12 protein-coding genes are annotated in these 16,327 nt (G+C 44.4%); 5 read left to right on the forward strand and 7 right to left on the reverse strand.

Annotation, left to right across the window (positions count from 1 at the left end; all coding sequences use genetic code 11):
- Positions 1-322: 322 nt before the first annotated feature.
- The gene (locus AB4407_RS14255) at positions 323-1,954 is read right to left on the reverse strand and encodes a SulP family inorganic anion transporter (RefSeq protein ID WP_372121053.1); all 1,632 of its coding nucleotides are present in this window, start codon (positions 1,952-1,954) and stop codon (positions 323-325) included.
- 286 nt (positions 1,955-2,240) lie between these two features.
- Between AB4407_RS14255 and can the strand changes: the two genes are divergently transcribed.
- Positions 2,241-2,900 (forward strand): carbonate dehydratase, encoded by a 660-nt coding sequence (gene can / locus AB4407_RS14260; RefSeq protein ID WP_372121032.1) that lies wholly within the window; start codon positions 2,241-2,243, stop codon positions 2,898-2,900.
- 74 nt (positions 2,901-2,974) lie between these two features.
- Here the strand turns inward: can and hpt are convergent, their stop codons facing one another.
- Positions 2,975-3,505 (reverse strand): hypoxanthine phosphoribosyltransferase, encoded by a 531-nt coding sequence (gene hpt, locus AB4407_RS14265; protein ID WP_009847591.1) that lies wholly within the window; start codon positions 3,503-3,505, stop codon positions 2,975-2,977.
- A 337-nt stretch (positions 3,506-3,842) separates the two neighbouring features.
- Here hpt and AB4407_RS14270 point away from each other — a divergent pair, with 337 nt between their 5' ends.
- Positions 3,843-4,448, forward strand: a complete 606-nt coding sequence (locus AB4407_RS14270) for a LuxR/HapR/OpaR family quorum-sensing transcriptional regulator (RefSeq protein WP_372121033.1) — start codon at positions 3,843-3,845, stop codon at positions 4,446-4,448.
- Positions 4,449-4,787: 339 nt separating this feature from the next.
- Here the strand turns inward: AB4407_RS14270 and lpdA are convergent, their stop codons facing one another.
- The 5 genes from lpdA to ampD form a co-directional block, all read right to left on the reverse strand.
- Complete coding sequence (gene lpdA, locus AB4407_RS14275) at positions 4,788-6,218, reverse strand: dihydrolipoyl dehydrogenase (protein ID WP_012604738.1); 1,431 nt, start codon at positions 6,216-6,218, stop codon at positions 4,788-4,790.
- Between the two features lie 241 nt (positions 6,219-6,459).
- Positions 6,460-8,349 carry a pyruvate dehydrogenase complex dihydrolipoyllysine-residue acetyltransferase gene (gene aceF / locus AB4407_RS14280; RefSeq protein WP_372121034.1) on the reverse strand — a complete coding sequence of 630 codons (1,890 nt, stop codon included), beginning with the start codon at positions 8,347-8,349 and terminating at the stop codon, positions 6,460-6,462.
- Positions 8,350-8,375: 26 nt separating this feature from the next.
- Positions 8,376-11,039, reverse strand: a complete 2,664-nt coding sequence (gene aceE, locus AB4407_RS14285; RefSeq protein ID WP_372121035.1) for a pyruvate dehydrogenase (acetyl-transferring), homodimeric type — start codon at positions 11,037-11,039, stop codon at positions 8,376-8,378.
- Between the two features lie 62 nt (positions 11,040-11,101).
- The gene (gene pdhR, locus AB4407_RS14290) at positions 11,102-11,863 is read right to left on the reverse strand and encodes a pyruvate dehydrogenase complex transcriptional repressor PdhR (protein WP_123310423.1); all 762 of its coding nucleotides are present in this window, start codon (positions 11,861-11,863) and stop codon (positions 11,102-11,104) included.
- Positions 11,864-12,345: 482 nt separating this feature from the next.
- The gene (ampD, locus tag AB4407_RS14295) at positions 12,346-12,945 is read right to left on the reverse strand and encodes a 1,6-anhydro-N-acetylmuramyl-L-alanine amidase AmpD (RefSeq protein WP_372121036.1); all 600 of its coding nucleotides are present in this window, start codon (positions 12,943-12,945) and stop codon (positions 12,346-12,348) included.
- A gap of 83 nt (positions 12,946-13,028) precedes the next feature.
- Here ampD and nadC point away from each other — a divergent pair, with 83 nt between their 5' ends.
- The 3 genes from nadC (at position 13,029) to pilB (ending at position 16,318) form a co-directional block, all read left to right on the forward strand.
- Entirely contained in the window at positions 13,029-13,919 is an 891-nt protein-coding gene (nadC, locus tag AB4407_RS14300; RefSeq protein WP_017103843.1) for a carboxylating nicotinate-nucleotide diphosphorylase, read from the forward strand.
- 255 nt (positions 13,920-14,174) lie between these two features.
- Positions 14,175-14,633: a prepilin-type N-terminal cleavage/methylation domain-containing protein gene (locus AB4407_RS14305; protein ID WP_372121037.1), complete on the forward strand. Its 459-nt coding sequence runs from the start codon at positions 14,175-14,177 to the stop codon at positions 14,631-14,633.
- Complete coding sequence (pilB, locus tag AB4407_RS14310; protein WP_372121038.1) at positions 14,633-16,318, forward strand: type IV-A pilus assembly ATPase PilB; 1,686 nt, start codon at positions 14,633-14,635, stop codon at positions 16,316-16,318. The genes AB4407_RS14305 and pilB overlap by 1 nt, the downstream gene beginning before the upstream one ends.
- Positions 16,319-16,327 lie beyond the last annotated feature (9 nt).

The following is a 16,327-nucleotide window of genomic DNA, read 5'->3' on the forward strand; positions in this document are numbered from 1 at the left end:
AGAATAACTACTTATCGAAACTTCTTATCGAGAAGAACAGCCTTGTTCTCAAGCTTTTTTCCTACGCTATTTTTGAACACTTACTTACTGTGATTGGTATTATTTACTCGGCCATTTTGCAAACAAGCTTATCGTTAATTAACGATTAATACAAATATCGAGTGAGAGTTTCCTTTAAAAACAGATAGAGCATTGGCTACGTGAAGAGTAAGTTAGCCGCCAATAAACAAAAAAATGCCGCGAAGTTATTCACTTAGCGGCACTCATTATTAATATGGAATAGAGCACAAATGACTCATTCATCTAAACCTATAACTGAAGGTTAAACTGTCTCAAATTGATGCTCATCTCTGTCGACGTAGCTTGTTGCAGCTGTCAAGGCTTCATATCTGAATCGATAGGTGTTGGATTCAGGCACAAGATCAATCACGTGGAACTTCTCTAGTTGCTGACGAGTATTCTCATTAGGACACAATAAGTACACCTCACACTGCGCATCTAGGGCATCTTTAATCGCATTTTCTAGCGCTAGGCCAACGGTAACATCAATCATAGGCACATCAGTTAGATCTAAGATCATCGCTTCATAATCAGAAATACTCGAGTGTTGACGTGAAATCGCTTTTGAAACACTGAATATCATCGGCCCAGAAAGGTAGAAGAACAACACTTTACCATTGGCACTATCCAGTAACTGACGTTCACTGTCAGTCAATGGGATATCGTCTTCATCATCGCCATCGCTGATCGCCTTAACTTGTCTAGCTTGCTCTCGACTCAGCCTTTCAATGATCAGAATGTTTGAGATAAAAACGCCCAGCCCGACCGCAATAATTAGATCAACGAATACGGTTAATAACATCACACCGTACATGACACCCATGCCGGCATAACTCACCTTGTGGGCGCGCTGAATAAAACTCCAGTCAAGAATGTTGAAACCAACATACATCGCGATACCGGCTAGCACCGCCATAGGAATCGGTTCTGTTAACCCCCCCGCAACCAATACCACTAGCGCAAGTACCAAAGCACGAATTACGCCAGAAAGAGGAGAGCGAGCCCCGACCTGAATGTTGGTCACAGTGCCCATGGTTGCACCCGCACCGGGCAGCGCACCAAACAGACCAGAAATCATATTCGCAATGCCTTGGCCACGAAGTTCTTTGTCTGAATCATGCTCTTTACGAGTCAATGAATCTCCGATAACCGCAGTCAAAAGCGTATCAATACAACCAAGAGTACCCAGTACCAAAGCATCGAGAACCATTGCAGTGAATTGCTCTGAGCTGATAGTCGGAATAACAAGAGAAGGTAAGCCTGCGGGAATTTCACCAATACGGCGAATAGAGTCGGTATCAAAGATAATAACGGATAAGAGCGTGACAGCCACTAACGCGACCAATTGAGCAGGCACATACTTACGGTATTTAGCTGGAAAACCGAAAAGGATACCAAGCGTTAATGCCCCTAAAAACAGCTCACTGACTTTCAGATTCGCCAGCGTATCAGGAAGTGCCGAAAGCGTGCCCATCACTCCGCCAGAAGGGGCTGCGTGCCCTAGCAAAGGGGAGAGTTGCAGAATGACAAGAATCACGCCAATACCAGACATAAAGCCAGAAATTACGCTATATGGCATCAAAGTAACGTACTTTCCGAGTTTTAATGTACCGAGTAATATCTGAAAAGCACCTGCCATCATTACCACGGTAAAGGTCATTGCCATACCGGTTTCAGGGTACTTGGCCACCATACTGGTCATTACTGCCGTCATGATCACCGTCATCGGCCCAGTAGGCTCTGATATCAAGCTGCTTGAGCCACCAAACAATGCTGCAAATAGGCCAACCATGATGGCGCCCCAAAGGCCAGCTTCCGCGCCCGCACCAGAAGCGACACCAAATGCCAACGCTAAAGGCAATGAGATGATGGCTGTAGTGACACCGCCAAACATATCTCCTTTGAGATTGATATCTGTAAAACGACTTCCAAACAAAACACACCTTCCTGATGATGAAATGACAAACCTTATCACTTTAACAAATGTATCAACGGTTCAGAAAGTGTTAATTTAATCACACTATTCGTTTCTTATATTCAGATCATAACTTTTACGCTAAGTTAATGATTTTAACGACTAGTACACGTCAGATGAGTACTATTTGACACAGTTTTTACAAGATTGAATTTGTAACATTGTGTATAGTTAGAGTTCTTAATTAAGGGATGTAAGACGCAAAATGCCAGAGATTAAACAGCTTTTTGAAAACAACTCTAAATGGTCAGAAGAAATTCGCTCTCAACGACCTGAGTATTTTACAACGCTTGAAGAGGGTCAAAGCCCTGGTTTTCTATGGATAGGTTGCTCAGATAGCCGCGTTCCGGCCGAGCGTCTCACTGGTTTATATTCTGGCGAACTGTTTGTTCACCGAAATGTCGCTAATCAAGTGGTTCATACTGACCTAAATTGCTTATCAGTAGTGCAATACGCTGTTGATGTGCTCAAAGTTAAACATATTATTGTCTGTGGTCACTACGGCTGTGGCGGTGTGAATGCAGCGATTGATAACCCTAAACTGGGTCTTATTAACAACTGGCTGCTGCACATTCGCGATAACTACCTTAAGTACCGAAAGCAAATTGAATCTCTACCTCGTCAACAATGGGGCGACAAGTTGTGCGAAATTAACGTTGCTGAACAGGTCTATAACCTTGGTAACTCAACTATAATGCAAAGCGCATGGGAGCGTGGACAAGATATTGAAATCCACGGCGTGGTTTATGGTATTGGTAATGGAAAGCTGCAAGACCTCGGCGTTCGTTGCTCAAGTAATGACACATTAGAAAATAGCCATTTAGAAGCGCTTGAAAAAATCCTATCGTCTCCCACTCTTGGTTAGCCCTTAGAGTCGACCCCGTAGATATAAGAAAGGCTCGCATTGTGCGAGCCTTTTGGTTTTTCAAAGAATAATGATTACTCTTGAGGTACCACTTTACCGATGTACGGTAGGTGACGATATTTTTGTGCGTAGTCGATACCCACACCAACAACAAATTCGTCTGGGATTTCAAAACCAATCCACTTTGTATCGACAATGACTTCACGACGAGAAGGCTTGTCTAATAGCGTACAAATTTCGATAGATTTAGGACCACGCAAGCTCAGAATTTCTTTTACTTTAGTCAGTGTGTTACCAGTATCGATAATGTCTTCTACAAGTAGAACATCTTTACCTTGGATATCATCATCAAGGTCTTTCAAAATACGCACGTCACGTGAGCTTTCCATGCCGTTACCGTAGCTAGACGCGGTCATAAAATCCACTTGGTGAGTTAAATCGATAGCACGAGCAAGATCCGCCATAAAGACAAAAGATCCACGCAATAAGCCAACTAAAACTAGATCTTCACTACCTTGATAATGCTCCGTGATCTGCTTGCCTAGTTCGTTCACTCGATCCTGAACTTCTTGCTCAGAGATCATGACTTCAACTGTATGCTTCATACTGCTCTCATTTTATTTGGTGATTGCGACGAATGTTGACACTTTCGTCATTTATGTCGCTCAATTTTGTGCGTTAGTCTAGCACTGCTCAAATACCCACACCACCTTATGGTTCGAATTTACTGTTAGATTCTCAATGAAATGTGCATTGGTGCTATATCAGATACTCATGTCCTTTCACATCAACACTGATCACGCTTTATGTATCAAGTTTGATGTAACTGTCTATAAAACAAGCACAAGGGATTGACCATTCACATATGCACCATTACACTCATCTTGGCTTAAATAATAATAAAATCATTAATATAAAAATTCGTTGGCAAGGAAAAACAAAATGGACTCAATCACGAAGAGACCTAGAACTAGGCTTTCACCCTTAAAAAGAAAACTTCAATTAATGGAAATCGCACTTGAAGTATTCTCTCGCCGTGGCATTGGCCGCGGTGGACACGCTGATATTGCAGACATCGCTCAGGTGTCGGTAGCAACCGTATTTAACTACTTCCCTACCCGTGAAGATCTGGTTGATGAAGTACTTAACCATGTAGTTCGTCAATTCTCGAACTTCCTTTCAGACAATATCGACTTAGATATTCACGCAAAAGAAAACCTACACAATATTGCGACTGAAATGGTGACCTTAGTGGCTCATGATAGCAATTGGTTAAACGTATGGTTCGAATGGAGTGCATCAACTCGCGATGAAGTATGGCCGCTATTCGTAACCACAAACCGCACCAACCAAATGTTATTACAAAACATGTTTAGCAAAGCGATAGAGCGTGGCGAAGTCTGTGACGACCACGACCCTAAGCACCTTGCGAATCTGTTCCACGGCATTTGTTACTCGCTATTCATTCAAGCGAAGCGTGTAGATACGCAAGAAGAGCTTTCGACCTTGACTGATAGCTACCTAAATATGCTGTGTATTTATAAGTAACTTCGAGCTTCGCACAAAACTAAGGGTTGGCTTTTACGCTAGCCCTTTTTAATTTCCTCTCACCTAATCAGATTCCCTATTCCTTCCTTCGTCACTCTAGATAATGACGGATATAAAGAACTACTACGCTTAACTTCATCGTCATCGTAAACGACAGACGGAAAAATTAATTAGACACTAAAGCATGAGCTTCAACACTTCACTTCATCACCCTCAAGAGCGAGGGACGAGCGAGTTGGGGATCTCTTACAGGCATGACGACCATTTTTTCTTCAGACATAAAAAAGCCGCTGACGAATCAGCGGCTTTTAAAAACATTAGCGAGTGGCTAAAGAAGAATTACTTCTTCTTTTTCACTGCTTTTTTGTTTGGAAGGTCAGTGATTGAACCTTCGAATACTTCTGCAGCAAGACCAACAGACTCGTGTAGAGTTGGGTGAGCGTGGATAGTCAGTGCGATATCTTCTGCATCACAACCCATTTCGATTGCTAGGCCGATTTCGCCAAGAAGTTCACCACCATTAGTACCAACAACAGCACCACCGATTACGCGATGAGTCTCTTTATCGAAGATCATCTTAGTCATACCGTCAGCACAGTCTGAAGCGATTGCACGACCAGAAGCAGCCCAAGGGAAAGTAGCAACTTCGTAGTTCAGGCCTTCCGCTTTCGCTTCTTTCTCAGTCTTACCTACCCAAGCTACTTCTGGCTCCGTGTACGCAATTGATGGGATTACTTTAGGATCGAAGTAGTGCTTCTTACCAGAGATAACTTCAGCAGCTACGTGACCTTCATGCACACCTTTGTGAGCAAGCATTGGTTGACCAACAACATCACCGATCGCGTGGATGTGAGGAACGTTAGTACGCATTTGCTTATCAACATTGATGAAACCGCGCTCATCAACTTCGATACCTGCTTTTTCAGCGTCGATAAGTGCACCGTTTGGAACACGACCGATAGCAACAAGAACTGCATCGTAGCGCTCAGCTTCTGCTGGTGCTTTCTTGCCTTCCATTGAAACGTAGATACCGTCTTCTTTCGCTTCAACCGCTGTCACTTTAGTTTCAAGCATTAGCTTGAACTTATCTTTAATGCGCTTAGTGAAGACTTTAACGATGTCTTTATCCGCAGCAGGGATAACTTGATCGAACATCTCAACAACTTCAACTTTAGAACCTAGAGAGTGGTAAACCGTACCCATCTCAAGACCGATGATACCACCGCCCATGATAAGCAGTTTTTCTGGTACTTCGTTTAGTTCTAGTGCATCCGTAGAATCCCAAATACGTGGGTCTTCATGTGGGATGAACGGAAGTTTGATTGGGCGAGAACCCGCAGCAATGATTGCGTTGTCGAAGTTAACTGTCGTTGCTTCGCCTTCGCCTTCAACAAGAATGCTGTTAGGACCAGTGAACTTACCAAAACCGTTAACAACTGTAACGTTACGCATCTTAGCCATACCGCCAAGACCGCCAGTCAGTTGATCAACTACTTTTTCTTTCCAGATACGGATCTTGTTGATGTCCGTCTGTGGCTCGCCGAATACAACGCCGTGCTCTGCCATCGCTTTTGCTTCTTCAATTACTTTAGATACGTGAAGAAGTGCTTTTGATGGAATACAACCAACGTTTAGACATACACCACCAAGAGTGCTGTAACGTTCAACTAGTACTGTTTCTAGACCTAAATCCGCACAACGGAATGCCGCTGAGTAACCAGCAGGACCTGAACCAAGTACAACAACTTGGGCTTTAATTTCTTTGCTCATTGTGACCTCTTGTAGTCATTATCCCTAACAGGCTGAGTAGATGTTCTTAAATTATTGGGCTTTCAAACAGGAAACATTTTACAGAGATGTTAACAGTGTGAAAGTAGCTTTAAGTTAGCCTGTGAGCTAGACAACAATTCCCTTCCGCTTTATGAGAAATGCGGGAAACTGTTCTCTAAAAATAGTCTTTATATAAAGAATTAAGGTGACCCGAAAGCCACCTTAATAATTACTTTCTCAATTACAGTACTAGACGACGAATGTCAGATAGTGCGCTGTTTAGGAAAGTAATGAAGCGTGCACCTTCAGCACCATCGATCACACGGTGATCGTATGATAGAGACAGTGGAAGCTGTAGACGTGGTTGGAACTCTTTACCATTCCAAACTGGCTTAATTTCAGACTTAGATACACCTAGGATACCTACTTCTGGCGCATTTACGATTGGTGTAAATGCAGTACCGCCAATACCACCAAGGCTAGAGATTGTGAAACAACCGCCATGCATGTCTGCCGCTGTTAGCTTACCAGAGCGTGCTTTCTTAGACACAGCCATTAGCTCTTCAGATAGCTCGTAAATGCCTTTCTTGTTCACGTCTTTGAAGACAGGAACAACTAGGCCGTTTGGTGTATCAACAGCGATACCCACGTTTACGTACTTCTTAAGAATGATGCTTTCGCCATCTTCAGAAAGAGAAGAGTTAAATGCTGGGAATGCTTCTAGCGCTTTAGCAACAGCTTTCATGATGAACACAAGTGGAGTGATCTTCATGCCAGTGTCTTTCTTCGCTTCGATTGCGTTCTGTTCTTTACGGAATGCTTCTAGCTCAGTGATATCTGCATTGTCCCACTGTGTAACGTGCGGGATCATTACCCAGTTACGGTGCAGGTTAGCGCCAGAGATCTTCTTAATCTTAGAAAGCTTCTGAACTTCAGTTTCGCCGAACTTGCTGAAGTCAACTTTTGGCCACGGTAGTAGACCAAGAGCAGAACCGTCGCCGCCTTTGCCAGGTGCTGCAGCACCAGACTCTAGACGCTTAAGTGCATCTTTAACGTAAGACTGAACGTCTTCTTTAAGGATACGGCTCTTACGACCAGTACCTTTAACCTTAGAAAGATTAACGCCAAATTCGCGAGCAAGACGACGAACAACTGGAGAAGCGTGTGCGTAGTCACCGTTCTCTTGGAAGTCGCCAGCTGCTGGAGCTACTGCTTCTGCTTTAGGAGCAGGTGCTGCTGCCGGAGCTGCTGCTTGTGCTGGAGCTGCAACAGGAGCAGGAGCTGCGCCTTCAACCGGAGTGCCGGCCACTACGAAAGTCATGATTAGAGAGCCAGTTGACACTTTGTCGCCAGCTGCAATCTTGATTTCTTTTACTGTACCAGCGAATGGTGCAGGCACTTCCATTGAAGCTTTGTCGCCTTCAACAGTAATTAGAGATTGCTCTTCTTCTACTGTATCGCCAACCGCTACCATGATTTCAGTAACTTCTACTTCGTCACCACCGATATCAGGAACGTTTACTTCTTTTTCAGCTGCGGCAGGCGTACCAGATGCTGCTGAAGCCGCTGCAACTGGTGCTGCCGCCGCAGGAGCCGGAGCTGCTGCAGGTGCTGAACCAGCTACTTCGAATACCATTACTAGAGAACCAGTAGAAACTGAATCACCAGAAGCGATCTTGATTTCTTTAACGATACCAGCGAATGGTGCAGGAACTTCCATTGAAGCCTTGTCACCTTCAACAGTAAGAAGAGATTGCTCTTCTTCTACTGCATCACCGATTGCAACCATGATTTCAGTTACTTCAACTTCATCACCGCCGATATCAGGAACGTGAACTTCTTTAAGCTCAGCAACTGATGCCGCAGCCGGTGCTGCTGCAGCACCTTCCGCAGGAGAGCCTGCCTCTTCAAAGATCATGATAAGAGAACCAGTAGAAACTGAATCGCCTTCCGCTATTTTGATTTCTTTAACGATACCCGCTTGAGACGCAGGAACTTCCATTGAAGCTTTGTCGCCTTCAACAGTGATCAGTGACTGTTCTTCTTCAACCTTGTCGCCAACGTTTACAAGAATCTCAGTTACTTCAACCTCGTCAGCACCGATGTCTGGTACATTAATTTCGATTGTCATTGTATTTACCTACCTTAATGCCAGTCTTATGCGTATTGCGGGTTAATTTTGTCTGCGTCGATGCCGAATTTAGCAATTGCTTCAGCAACTACTGATTTCTTAACATCACCACGTTTAGCCAGTTCAGTAAGTGCTGCAACAACAACGTAGCCTGCATTTACTTCGAAGTGACGACGTAGGTTTTCACGGCTGTCTGAGCGACCGAAACCGTCAGTACCAAGTACTTTGTAAGACTCAGAAGGCATGAATGCACGTACTTGCTCAGCGTAGTTCTTCATGTAATCCGTAACTGCGATTGCAGGTTCGTTACCAAGAACAGTTGTGATGTACGGTACTTTCTCTTCAGCTTCTGGGTGAAGCATGTTGTCACGCTCTACCGCTTGGCCGTCACGAGTCAATTCGTTGAACGACGTTACAGAGAATACATCAGATGCTACGCCGTACTCTTCGCTCAGGATCTTAGCGGCTTTACGCGCTTCGTTCATGATAGTACCAGAGCTCATTAATTGAACCTTAGACTTAGAACCTGCGTAAGACTCAAGCTTGTAAATACCCTTACGGATGCCTTCTTCAGCGCCTTCTGGCATTGCTGGCATTGCGTAGTTTTCGTTCATTACTGTTAGGTAGTAGTAAACGTTCTCTTGGTTCTCACCATACATGCGACGGATACCGTCTTGCATGATTACCGCTAGCTCGTAAGCAAACGTTGGGTCGTAAGAGATACAGTTAGGTACTGTGTTCGCCATGATGTGCGAGTGGCCATCTTCGTGCTGTAGACCTTCGCCATTTAGCGTTGTACGGCCTGCAGTTGCACCAAGTAGGAAACCACGAGCTTGTTGGTCACCTGCTAACCAAGCCATGTCACCGATACGTTGGAAACCGAACATTGAGTAGTAGATGTAGAACGGGATCATCGGTAGATCGTTTGTGCTGTATGAAGTTGCAGCTGCAACCCATGAAGCCATAGAACCTAGTTCGTTGATACCTTCTTGAAGAACTTGACCAGAAGTCGCTTCTTTGTAGTAAGAAACGATGCCTTTATCTTCAGGCGTGTAGTCTTGACCGTGTGGGTTGTAAATACCAACCTGACGGAATAGACCTTCCATACCGAATGTACGAGCTTCATCACAGATGATAGGAACGATGTTCTTACCAATGTTCTTATCTTTAAGAAGGATGTTAAGCGTACGTACATAAGCCATCGTTGTAGAGATATCACGCTTCTGTTCACCCAGTAGAGGTGCGAATGCGTCTAGCTCAGGAACTTTGAACTCTTGAGTGAATTTTGGCAGACGCTGAGGAGTGTAACCTTGTAGTGCTTTACGACGAGCATGTAGGTATTCGTACTCAGCTGAACCTTCTTCCAGTGTTAGGTAAGGAAGCTCAGATACTTTCTCATCAGAAAGGATGTCTTGTAGGCCTAGACGGTCACGTAGGTATTGTACGTGAGTCATGTCCATCTTCTTAACACCGTGAGCGATGTTCTTACCTTCTGCAGCTTCACCCATACCGTAACCTTTAACTGTCTTAGCTAGGATTACTGTTGGTTTGCCACCTGTCTCTTTTGCATTGTTGAATGCAGCGAACAGTTTAGAAGAATCGTGACCACCACGTTTCAGTTCGAAGATTTGGTCGTCAGTCATGTCTGCAACTAGTGCAGCTGTTTCTGGGTACTTACCAAAGAAGTGCTCACGTACGTATGCGCCATCTTTAGATTTGAATGTTTGGTAGTCACCATCGATAGTTTCATTCATTAGTTGAAGAAGCTTACCAGTCGTGTCTTTAGCTAGTAGAGAATCCCAGTTGCTACCCCAGATAACTTTAACAACGTTCCAACCGGCGCCTTTAAATAGGCCTTCAAGTTCTTGGATGATGCTACCGTTACCCATTACAGGGCCGTCTAGACGCTGTAGGTTACAGTTGATTAGGAAACATAGGTTGTCTAGCTTCTCACGCGCAGCGAAAGAGATAGCACCACGTGATTCTGGCTCATCCATCTCACCGTCACCTAGGAACGCGTATACACGCTGACCTGAAGTATCTTTCATGCCACGACCTTCAAGGTACTTAAGGAAGCGCGCTTGGTAGATAGCAGAGATAGGGCCTAGACCCATAGATACTGTTGGGAACTGCCAGAATTCAGGCATTAGTTTAGGGTGCGGGTATGAAGGGATACCTTTACCATCAACTTCTTGACGGAAGTTATCTAGCTGTTCTTCAGTTAGACGACCTTCAACGAATGCACGAGAGTAGATACCAGGAGAGATGTGACCTTGGTAGTAAACTAGATCGCCACCGTCGGTCTCGTTTGGAGCACGGAAGAAGTGGTTAAAACATACTTCGTAGAACGCAGCAGCTGACTGGTAAGAAGCCATGTGACCACCAAGGTCTAGGTCTTTCTTAGAAGCACGCAATACAATCATGATTGCGTTCCAGCGAATAATCGAACGAATACGACGCTCAAGAGTTACGTCACCAGGGTAAGCTGGCTCTTGTGCTGCTGGAATTGTGTTGATGTAGTTTGTGTTGATGCCTGTAGCCATATCAACACCATCTAAACGCGCTTTATCTAGAACTTGTTCTAGTAAAAACTGTGCACGTTCTACACCTTCTTCACGTACTACTGACTCAAGAGCTTCTAACCAATCTTGAGTTTCCAGAGCATCAACGTCATGCTTCATGTCAGACATGGCGATCTATCCTTTTTGTTAGTTGGATTCTACTAAACACGTAAAAAGCCGAAGTATTACGGCTATTTACCCTGTTGAATTCGACGTAAAGAACGTTCGCGACGCGATTCTTCTTTGGTCAAATCCATCAATGTTTCTTCGATGTAAGCTAAATGAGAGTGTGACATTTCACGTGCCTGTTCTGGCAGTCCTGAAACGATCGCATCTACAATGTTAGCTCGATGTATACTCACTTTCTCCACAACGTCTTTACGACGATGCAACAGCTTTAAATTTTCTAAGACGTTTTGTTCGAGTAACGGAGCCAAGCTACGAACTATGTGCAATAACACCACATTGTGCGCTGCCTCTGTTAAAGCAATAAGAAAAGCCATCACCGCTGCAGATTCGGCTTCAATATCACCCTTATCTTGCGCACCACGAATTTTCTCTTGGCATGCTTGAATTCGAGCAAAATCTTCATCAGTGCCACGCAATGCCGCGAAGTAAGCCGAAATCCCTTCCATCGCATGACGCGATTCCAACAAGTCTAGTTGGGTTTCAGAATGGGAGGACAACAAATTAAGCAAAGGATCTGAAAAGCTTTTCCAGATATTTTCGCTAACAAACGTACCTCCACCTTGACGGCGAGTAAGCAGGCGTTTTGCTTCTAAACGTTGTATCGCTTCTCGGATTGAAGGACGAGACACATCGAACTGTTTCGCCAGTTCGCGCTCAGGCGGCAGCTGCTGCCCTGGAGCCAGTGTTCCTTCCACTATCAACCTTTCTAACTCTTGTTCTATAACGTCCGAGAGTTTTGGCTGACGAATCCTTTGATAAGCCATAGTTTGTTGTTCTTCTTTTTCTTCGCTGACAATTGGTATTACCAATTTTAAGTTGGGCAGAAATTAACATAATTAAAACGCCACTGTCCAGACTAAAATTGACCTGAATCATAGAACACAGCACGAATTAACCATGATTTAACAAATGAAATTTAAAACAGCAACCAATTTGGTCTTACCATTTACAGGGGTAATACTTTTGGGGAGTATCCGTGCTAGAAAGTTTCAGGATAAAAATGGATTGTTTCAGAAAGATGAGTGCCACTTGATTAAAAATCCAACCAAGCGCACATTAGAGGTAGAAATTCTGTTCATAAGTTTTAATATTAGATCGTTTGATAAGCTCGTCACACTCTCGATTTATTGACGCCCTCCCCCTAACCACTTTATTTACATCGCAACAACAAAAATTCACAAGTCATTATGCTAGGCGTTGACTATTCAACCACCAGCAACAATAAGAGCATCTTCGATAATGAGGCTTAAACCTTGAGCTCGCCTTTAAACTTCTGCCAGTCGAAAACCAAACCAGGGTCAGTTTTGCGTAGCGGGGCTATATATTGATGACCCGTAATGCGTTCGGTGGTGATTTGAGAAAAAGTGGATACAATCGTTTCTGTTAATTGGGCAAGCGCTTGATACTGCTGCTCGCTATACGCCACAAAGTCACTGCCTTCTAGTTCAATACCAATCGAATAATCATTACATCTTTCACGGCCAGCGAAGCTCGAATGGCCGGCATGCCAAGCTCGATCAAGAAACGATACAAACTGCACCACCTCACCATCACGGCGAATCAAGCAATGTGCCGAAACGCCCATTTGATGAATCACTTTAAAAAACGGATGCTCTGCCGGATTAAGTTTGCCCGTGAAAAACTGCTCAATGTAAGGCCCGCCAAATTGGCCAGGTGGTAAACTAATGTTATGGACCACCAGCAGAGAGATATCGTCGGTGCTAGGTCTAGCATCAAAATATGGGGAAGGAACATGCCGAGCATTGTCATACCATCCGTTGGAGCTGATCGTCATCTTAATCTCACTTTCTTTTCCGCTAACACAATAGATTGTGACTTTGCCCATAGAGCCATCGTGCTAGCCTCTTTAATTTGAAGTTAAGCAAGAGTATCATTCCATTCCCACTCCCTTTCAAGATTAGATTTGCGATGAAAAACACACATAACAGCCACCAACGCCTTGATTACTTAAAAGAGCAACTGCCGCTAGAGATCACTCGCGCAGTCGCTGAGACCATCAAAGAAGATCTAGGTGGAACGTTAGATCCAGCGGCTGATATTACGGCAAGTCTAATCCCTGCAGACGCAATCAACAGCGCAACCATCATTACCCGTGAGCACGGTGTGTTCTGTGGTAAAGCTTGGGCTGATGAAGTGTTTAAGCAATTGGGCGGTGAAGTCACTATCGAGTGGAACGTAGAAGACGGTGACAAAGTTGAACCAAATCAAACGCTTTGCACGCTAACTGGCCCTGCTCGCGCACTTTTAACCGGTGAGCGTAACGCAATGAACTTCATTCAAACACTGTCTGGTTGTGCGACGGCGACAGCAATCTACGCTGACAAAATCAAACACACAGAATGCCGCCTGTTAGACACTCGCAAAACGATTCCTGGCCTACGTAGCGCACTAAAATACGCTGTGGCTTGTGGTGGTGGCTTCAACCACCGTATTGGTGTTTTCGATGCCTACCTAATCAAAGAAAACCACATCATCGCATGTGGTGGCATTGAGAAAGCGATCTCGACAGCAAAAGAGCTTAACCCGGGTAAGCCTGTAGAAGTTGAAACCGAAAGCCTAGCAGAGCTAGAGCAAGCAATCAGCGCCGGTGCAGACATCATCATGCTAGACAACTTCACCACAGACATGATGCGTGAAGCGGTTAAAATCAACGCAGGTCGTGCAGCACTAGAAAACTCAGGTAACGTGACTTTAGATACGATTGCAGAGTTCGCTGAAACGGGTGTCGATTACATCTCAGTGGGAGCACTGACTAAGCATCTAAAAGCAATGGACCTTTCAATGCGATTCAAAGCTTAATCTCATAGTTCTATCAATCACTTAACTTCTAGGCATGGCAATCAGCCATGCCTTTTTATTGCTTTTATTATCAGTATATCAATCAATTAACTAAGCTGATCGCATAATTTTGCTCCCCATATGAAACAGTACACCAATAAATACAAAACCACTCGCGCCCACACCTGAACACCATTCCACTTCTAAATCTCAACTTCTATTCTCTCCATCAACCGGTGCTTGCACTGAAACAAACTAAACGAATGGAATAGAACAATGAAAAACAAAAGAAAAAACCAGAAAGGCTTTACGCTGATTGAATTGATGATTGTGGTTGCGATTATTGGGATTTTAGCTGCGTTTGCTGTGCCTGCTTATCAAAATTATACAAACCGAGCACATGCTAGTGAGATGTTAAGTGCTTCTTCAGCATTTAAGACAGCAACCAGTATATGCTTACTTGATGGACAAGCCGACTGTTCATCTGGAAATGGTGGTGTTCCTGGAAATCAACAATTTCAAAAAAATGCTACTGATGATTTCACTGTATCTTCCACTATTGCTCAAGCTGCATTAGGAACAGCGACAGGAAATATAACAGCAACAGTTGCAGCAAAAGGGGCATTAGCTGCTAATTCTACAGTTGTTTTAACTCCATCAATATCAGCCTCAGGTGTTACATGGGCAGTAACTTGTACCGGTGCTGGCAATGCAGACTGGTGTCCAGAAAGGTAATGTATACTAATCTTTGCACAGTTCTCCGTCAGGCTAACTTACTTAGCCTGACTCAAGAACAGGCCGTTGCGGAACATGTACAAGCTTCAGGTATTTCTACACCTGAAGCTTTGCTTGTTCTAGACATATTCTCTGAGGAGAGCCTCGCTAATAACATCAAAACCATTTTCGGTTTGCCGTTAGTGCAACTGGCCAGTATTGACTATGAAATCTTGTGTGACCAATTGGGACTTCGTGAATTGATCACTAAGTATCGTGCTATCCCAGTTGTCCTCTCTAACTCTACTCTCACGCTCGCCTCTGCCGATCCAACCGACTTGCAAGCTGAAGACGACTTTCGATTTGCAACGGGATTACAGATTGAGTTGGTTGTCGCTAACTACTCCGAATTAGAAGGCGCAATACGAAAGCTGTATGGTCGCTCTATTTCCGGGCAAGACTCCAAGCGCAAAGAGATCACCCAAGATGAGCTCGCCAATCTTGTTGAAGTCTCTGACGATGAAATGAGTTCAATTGAAGATCTCAGTCAAGACGACTCCCCTGTCAGTCGATTTATCAATCAGATACTGGTTGATGCGGTGCGTAAAGGCGCATCAGACATCCACTTCGAACCTTATGAAGAAAACTACCGAGTTCGCCTACGTTGTGACGGCATCCTTGTTGAGGTTCAACAGCCCGCTTCCCATCTAAGCCGCCGCTTATCCGCTCGCCTGAAAATTCTCGCCAAACTTGATATAGCTGAACGTCGCTTACCTCAAGACGGTCGTATTAAGCTGCGTTTGAATGACGAACTCGCGATTGATATGCGAGTATCGACTCTACCAACATTGTGGGGAGAAAAGATCGTACTGCGTCTTCTAGACAGCAGCGCAGCCAATTTAGATATCGATAAATTAGGTTACAGCGAGGATCAAAAAGCGCTCTATCTCAATGCCCTAAAACGCCCGCAAGGAATGATCTTAATGACTGGGCCCACAGGCAGTGGCAAAACCGTGTCTCTTTACACTGGACTTCGCATGCTTAACACCTCTGAGCGTAATATATCAACAGCTGAAGATCCGGTGGAGATCAACCTGTGTGGTATCAATCAGGTACAGGTGACGCCAAAGATCGGCTTTGGGTTTGCCGAAGCACTACGATCGTTTTTACGACAAGATCCTGATGTAGTGATGGTCGGTGAGATCCGCGATTTGGAAACCGCAGAGATCGCGATCAAAGCGTCGCAAACGGGTCACTTAGTCCTGTCGACACTCCATACTAACTCAGCTTCGGAAACCGTGACTCGGCTCGCCCATATGGGGATTGAACCCTTTAACCTCGCTTCATCATTAAGCCTGATTATCGCGCAGCGACTGGCAAGAAGACTGTGCAACTACTGCAAAACAGCTGACAACTCGCCGGACATATTTCTGCGTCACTCTATTCCTAACAATCAAACACTCTACAAAGCCACCCCACAAGGATGCAATGAGTGTAATCAGGGTTACTCCGGTCGAGTGGGTATCTACGAAGTAATGCCGTTCACCGACAAACTAAAAAATAGTCTGATCAATAAACCTAACGCATTAGAGATTGAAGATCTCGCGCGTAGAGAAGGAATGAGAACACTGCAAGAATCCGGTATCGATAAGTTGCTTGAAGGCACGACCAGCTATCAAGAACTGCAACGTGTTCTGTATCTATAATCCATCGGA

Source organism: Vibrio sp. 10N.261.46.E11, from assembly GCF_041472735.1.
Lineage (GTDB): Bacteria > Pseudomonadota > Gammaproteobacteria > Enterobacterales > Vibrionaceae > Vibrio.

Coding starts and splice junctions, on each gene's coding strand:
- AB4407_RS14255 (WP_372121053.1), bottom strand. CDS start 1,954: ATGTTTGGCGGTGTCACTACAGCCATCATCTCATTGCCTTTAGCGTTG.
- can (WP_372121032.1), top strand. CDS start 2,241: ATGCCAGAGATTAAACAGCTTTTTGAAAACAACTCTAAATGGTCAGAA.
- hpt (WP_009847591.1), bottom strand. CDS start 3,505: ATGAAGCATACAGTTGAAGTCATGATCTCTGAGCAAGAAGTTCAGGAT.
- AB4407_RS14270 (WP_372121033.1), top strand. CDS start 3,843: ATGGACTCAATCACGAAGAGACCTAGAACTAGGCTTTCACCCTTAAAA.
- lpdA (WP_012604738.1), bottom strand. CDS start 6,218: ATGAGCAAAGAAATTAAAGCCCAAGTTGTTGTACTTGGTTCAGGTCCT.
- aceF (WP_372121034.1), bottom strand. CDS start 8,349: ATGACAATCGAAATTAATGTACCAGACATCGGTGCTGACGAGGTTGAA.
- aceE (WP_372121035.1), bottom strand. CDS start 11,039: ATGTCTGACATGAAGCATGACGTTGATGCTCTGGAAACTCAAGATTGG.
- pdhR (WP_123310423.1), bottom strand. CDS start 11,863: ATGGCTTATCAAAGGATTCGTCAGCCAAAACTCTCGGACGTTATAGAA.
- ampD (WP_372121036.1), bottom strand. CDS start 12,945: ATGGGCAAAGTCACAATCTATTGTGTTAGCGGAAAAGAAAGTGAGATT.
- nadC (WP_017103843.1), top strand. CDS start 13,029: ATGAAAAACACACATAACAGCCACCAACGCCTTGATTACTTAAAAGAG.
- AB4407_RS14305 (WP_372121037.1), top strand. CDS start 14,175: ATGAAAAACAAAAGAAAAAACCAGAAAGGCTTTACGCTGATTGAATTG.
- pilB (WP_372121038.1), top strand. CDS start 14,633: ATGTATACTAATCTTTGCACAGTTCTCCGTCAGGCTAACTTACTTAGC.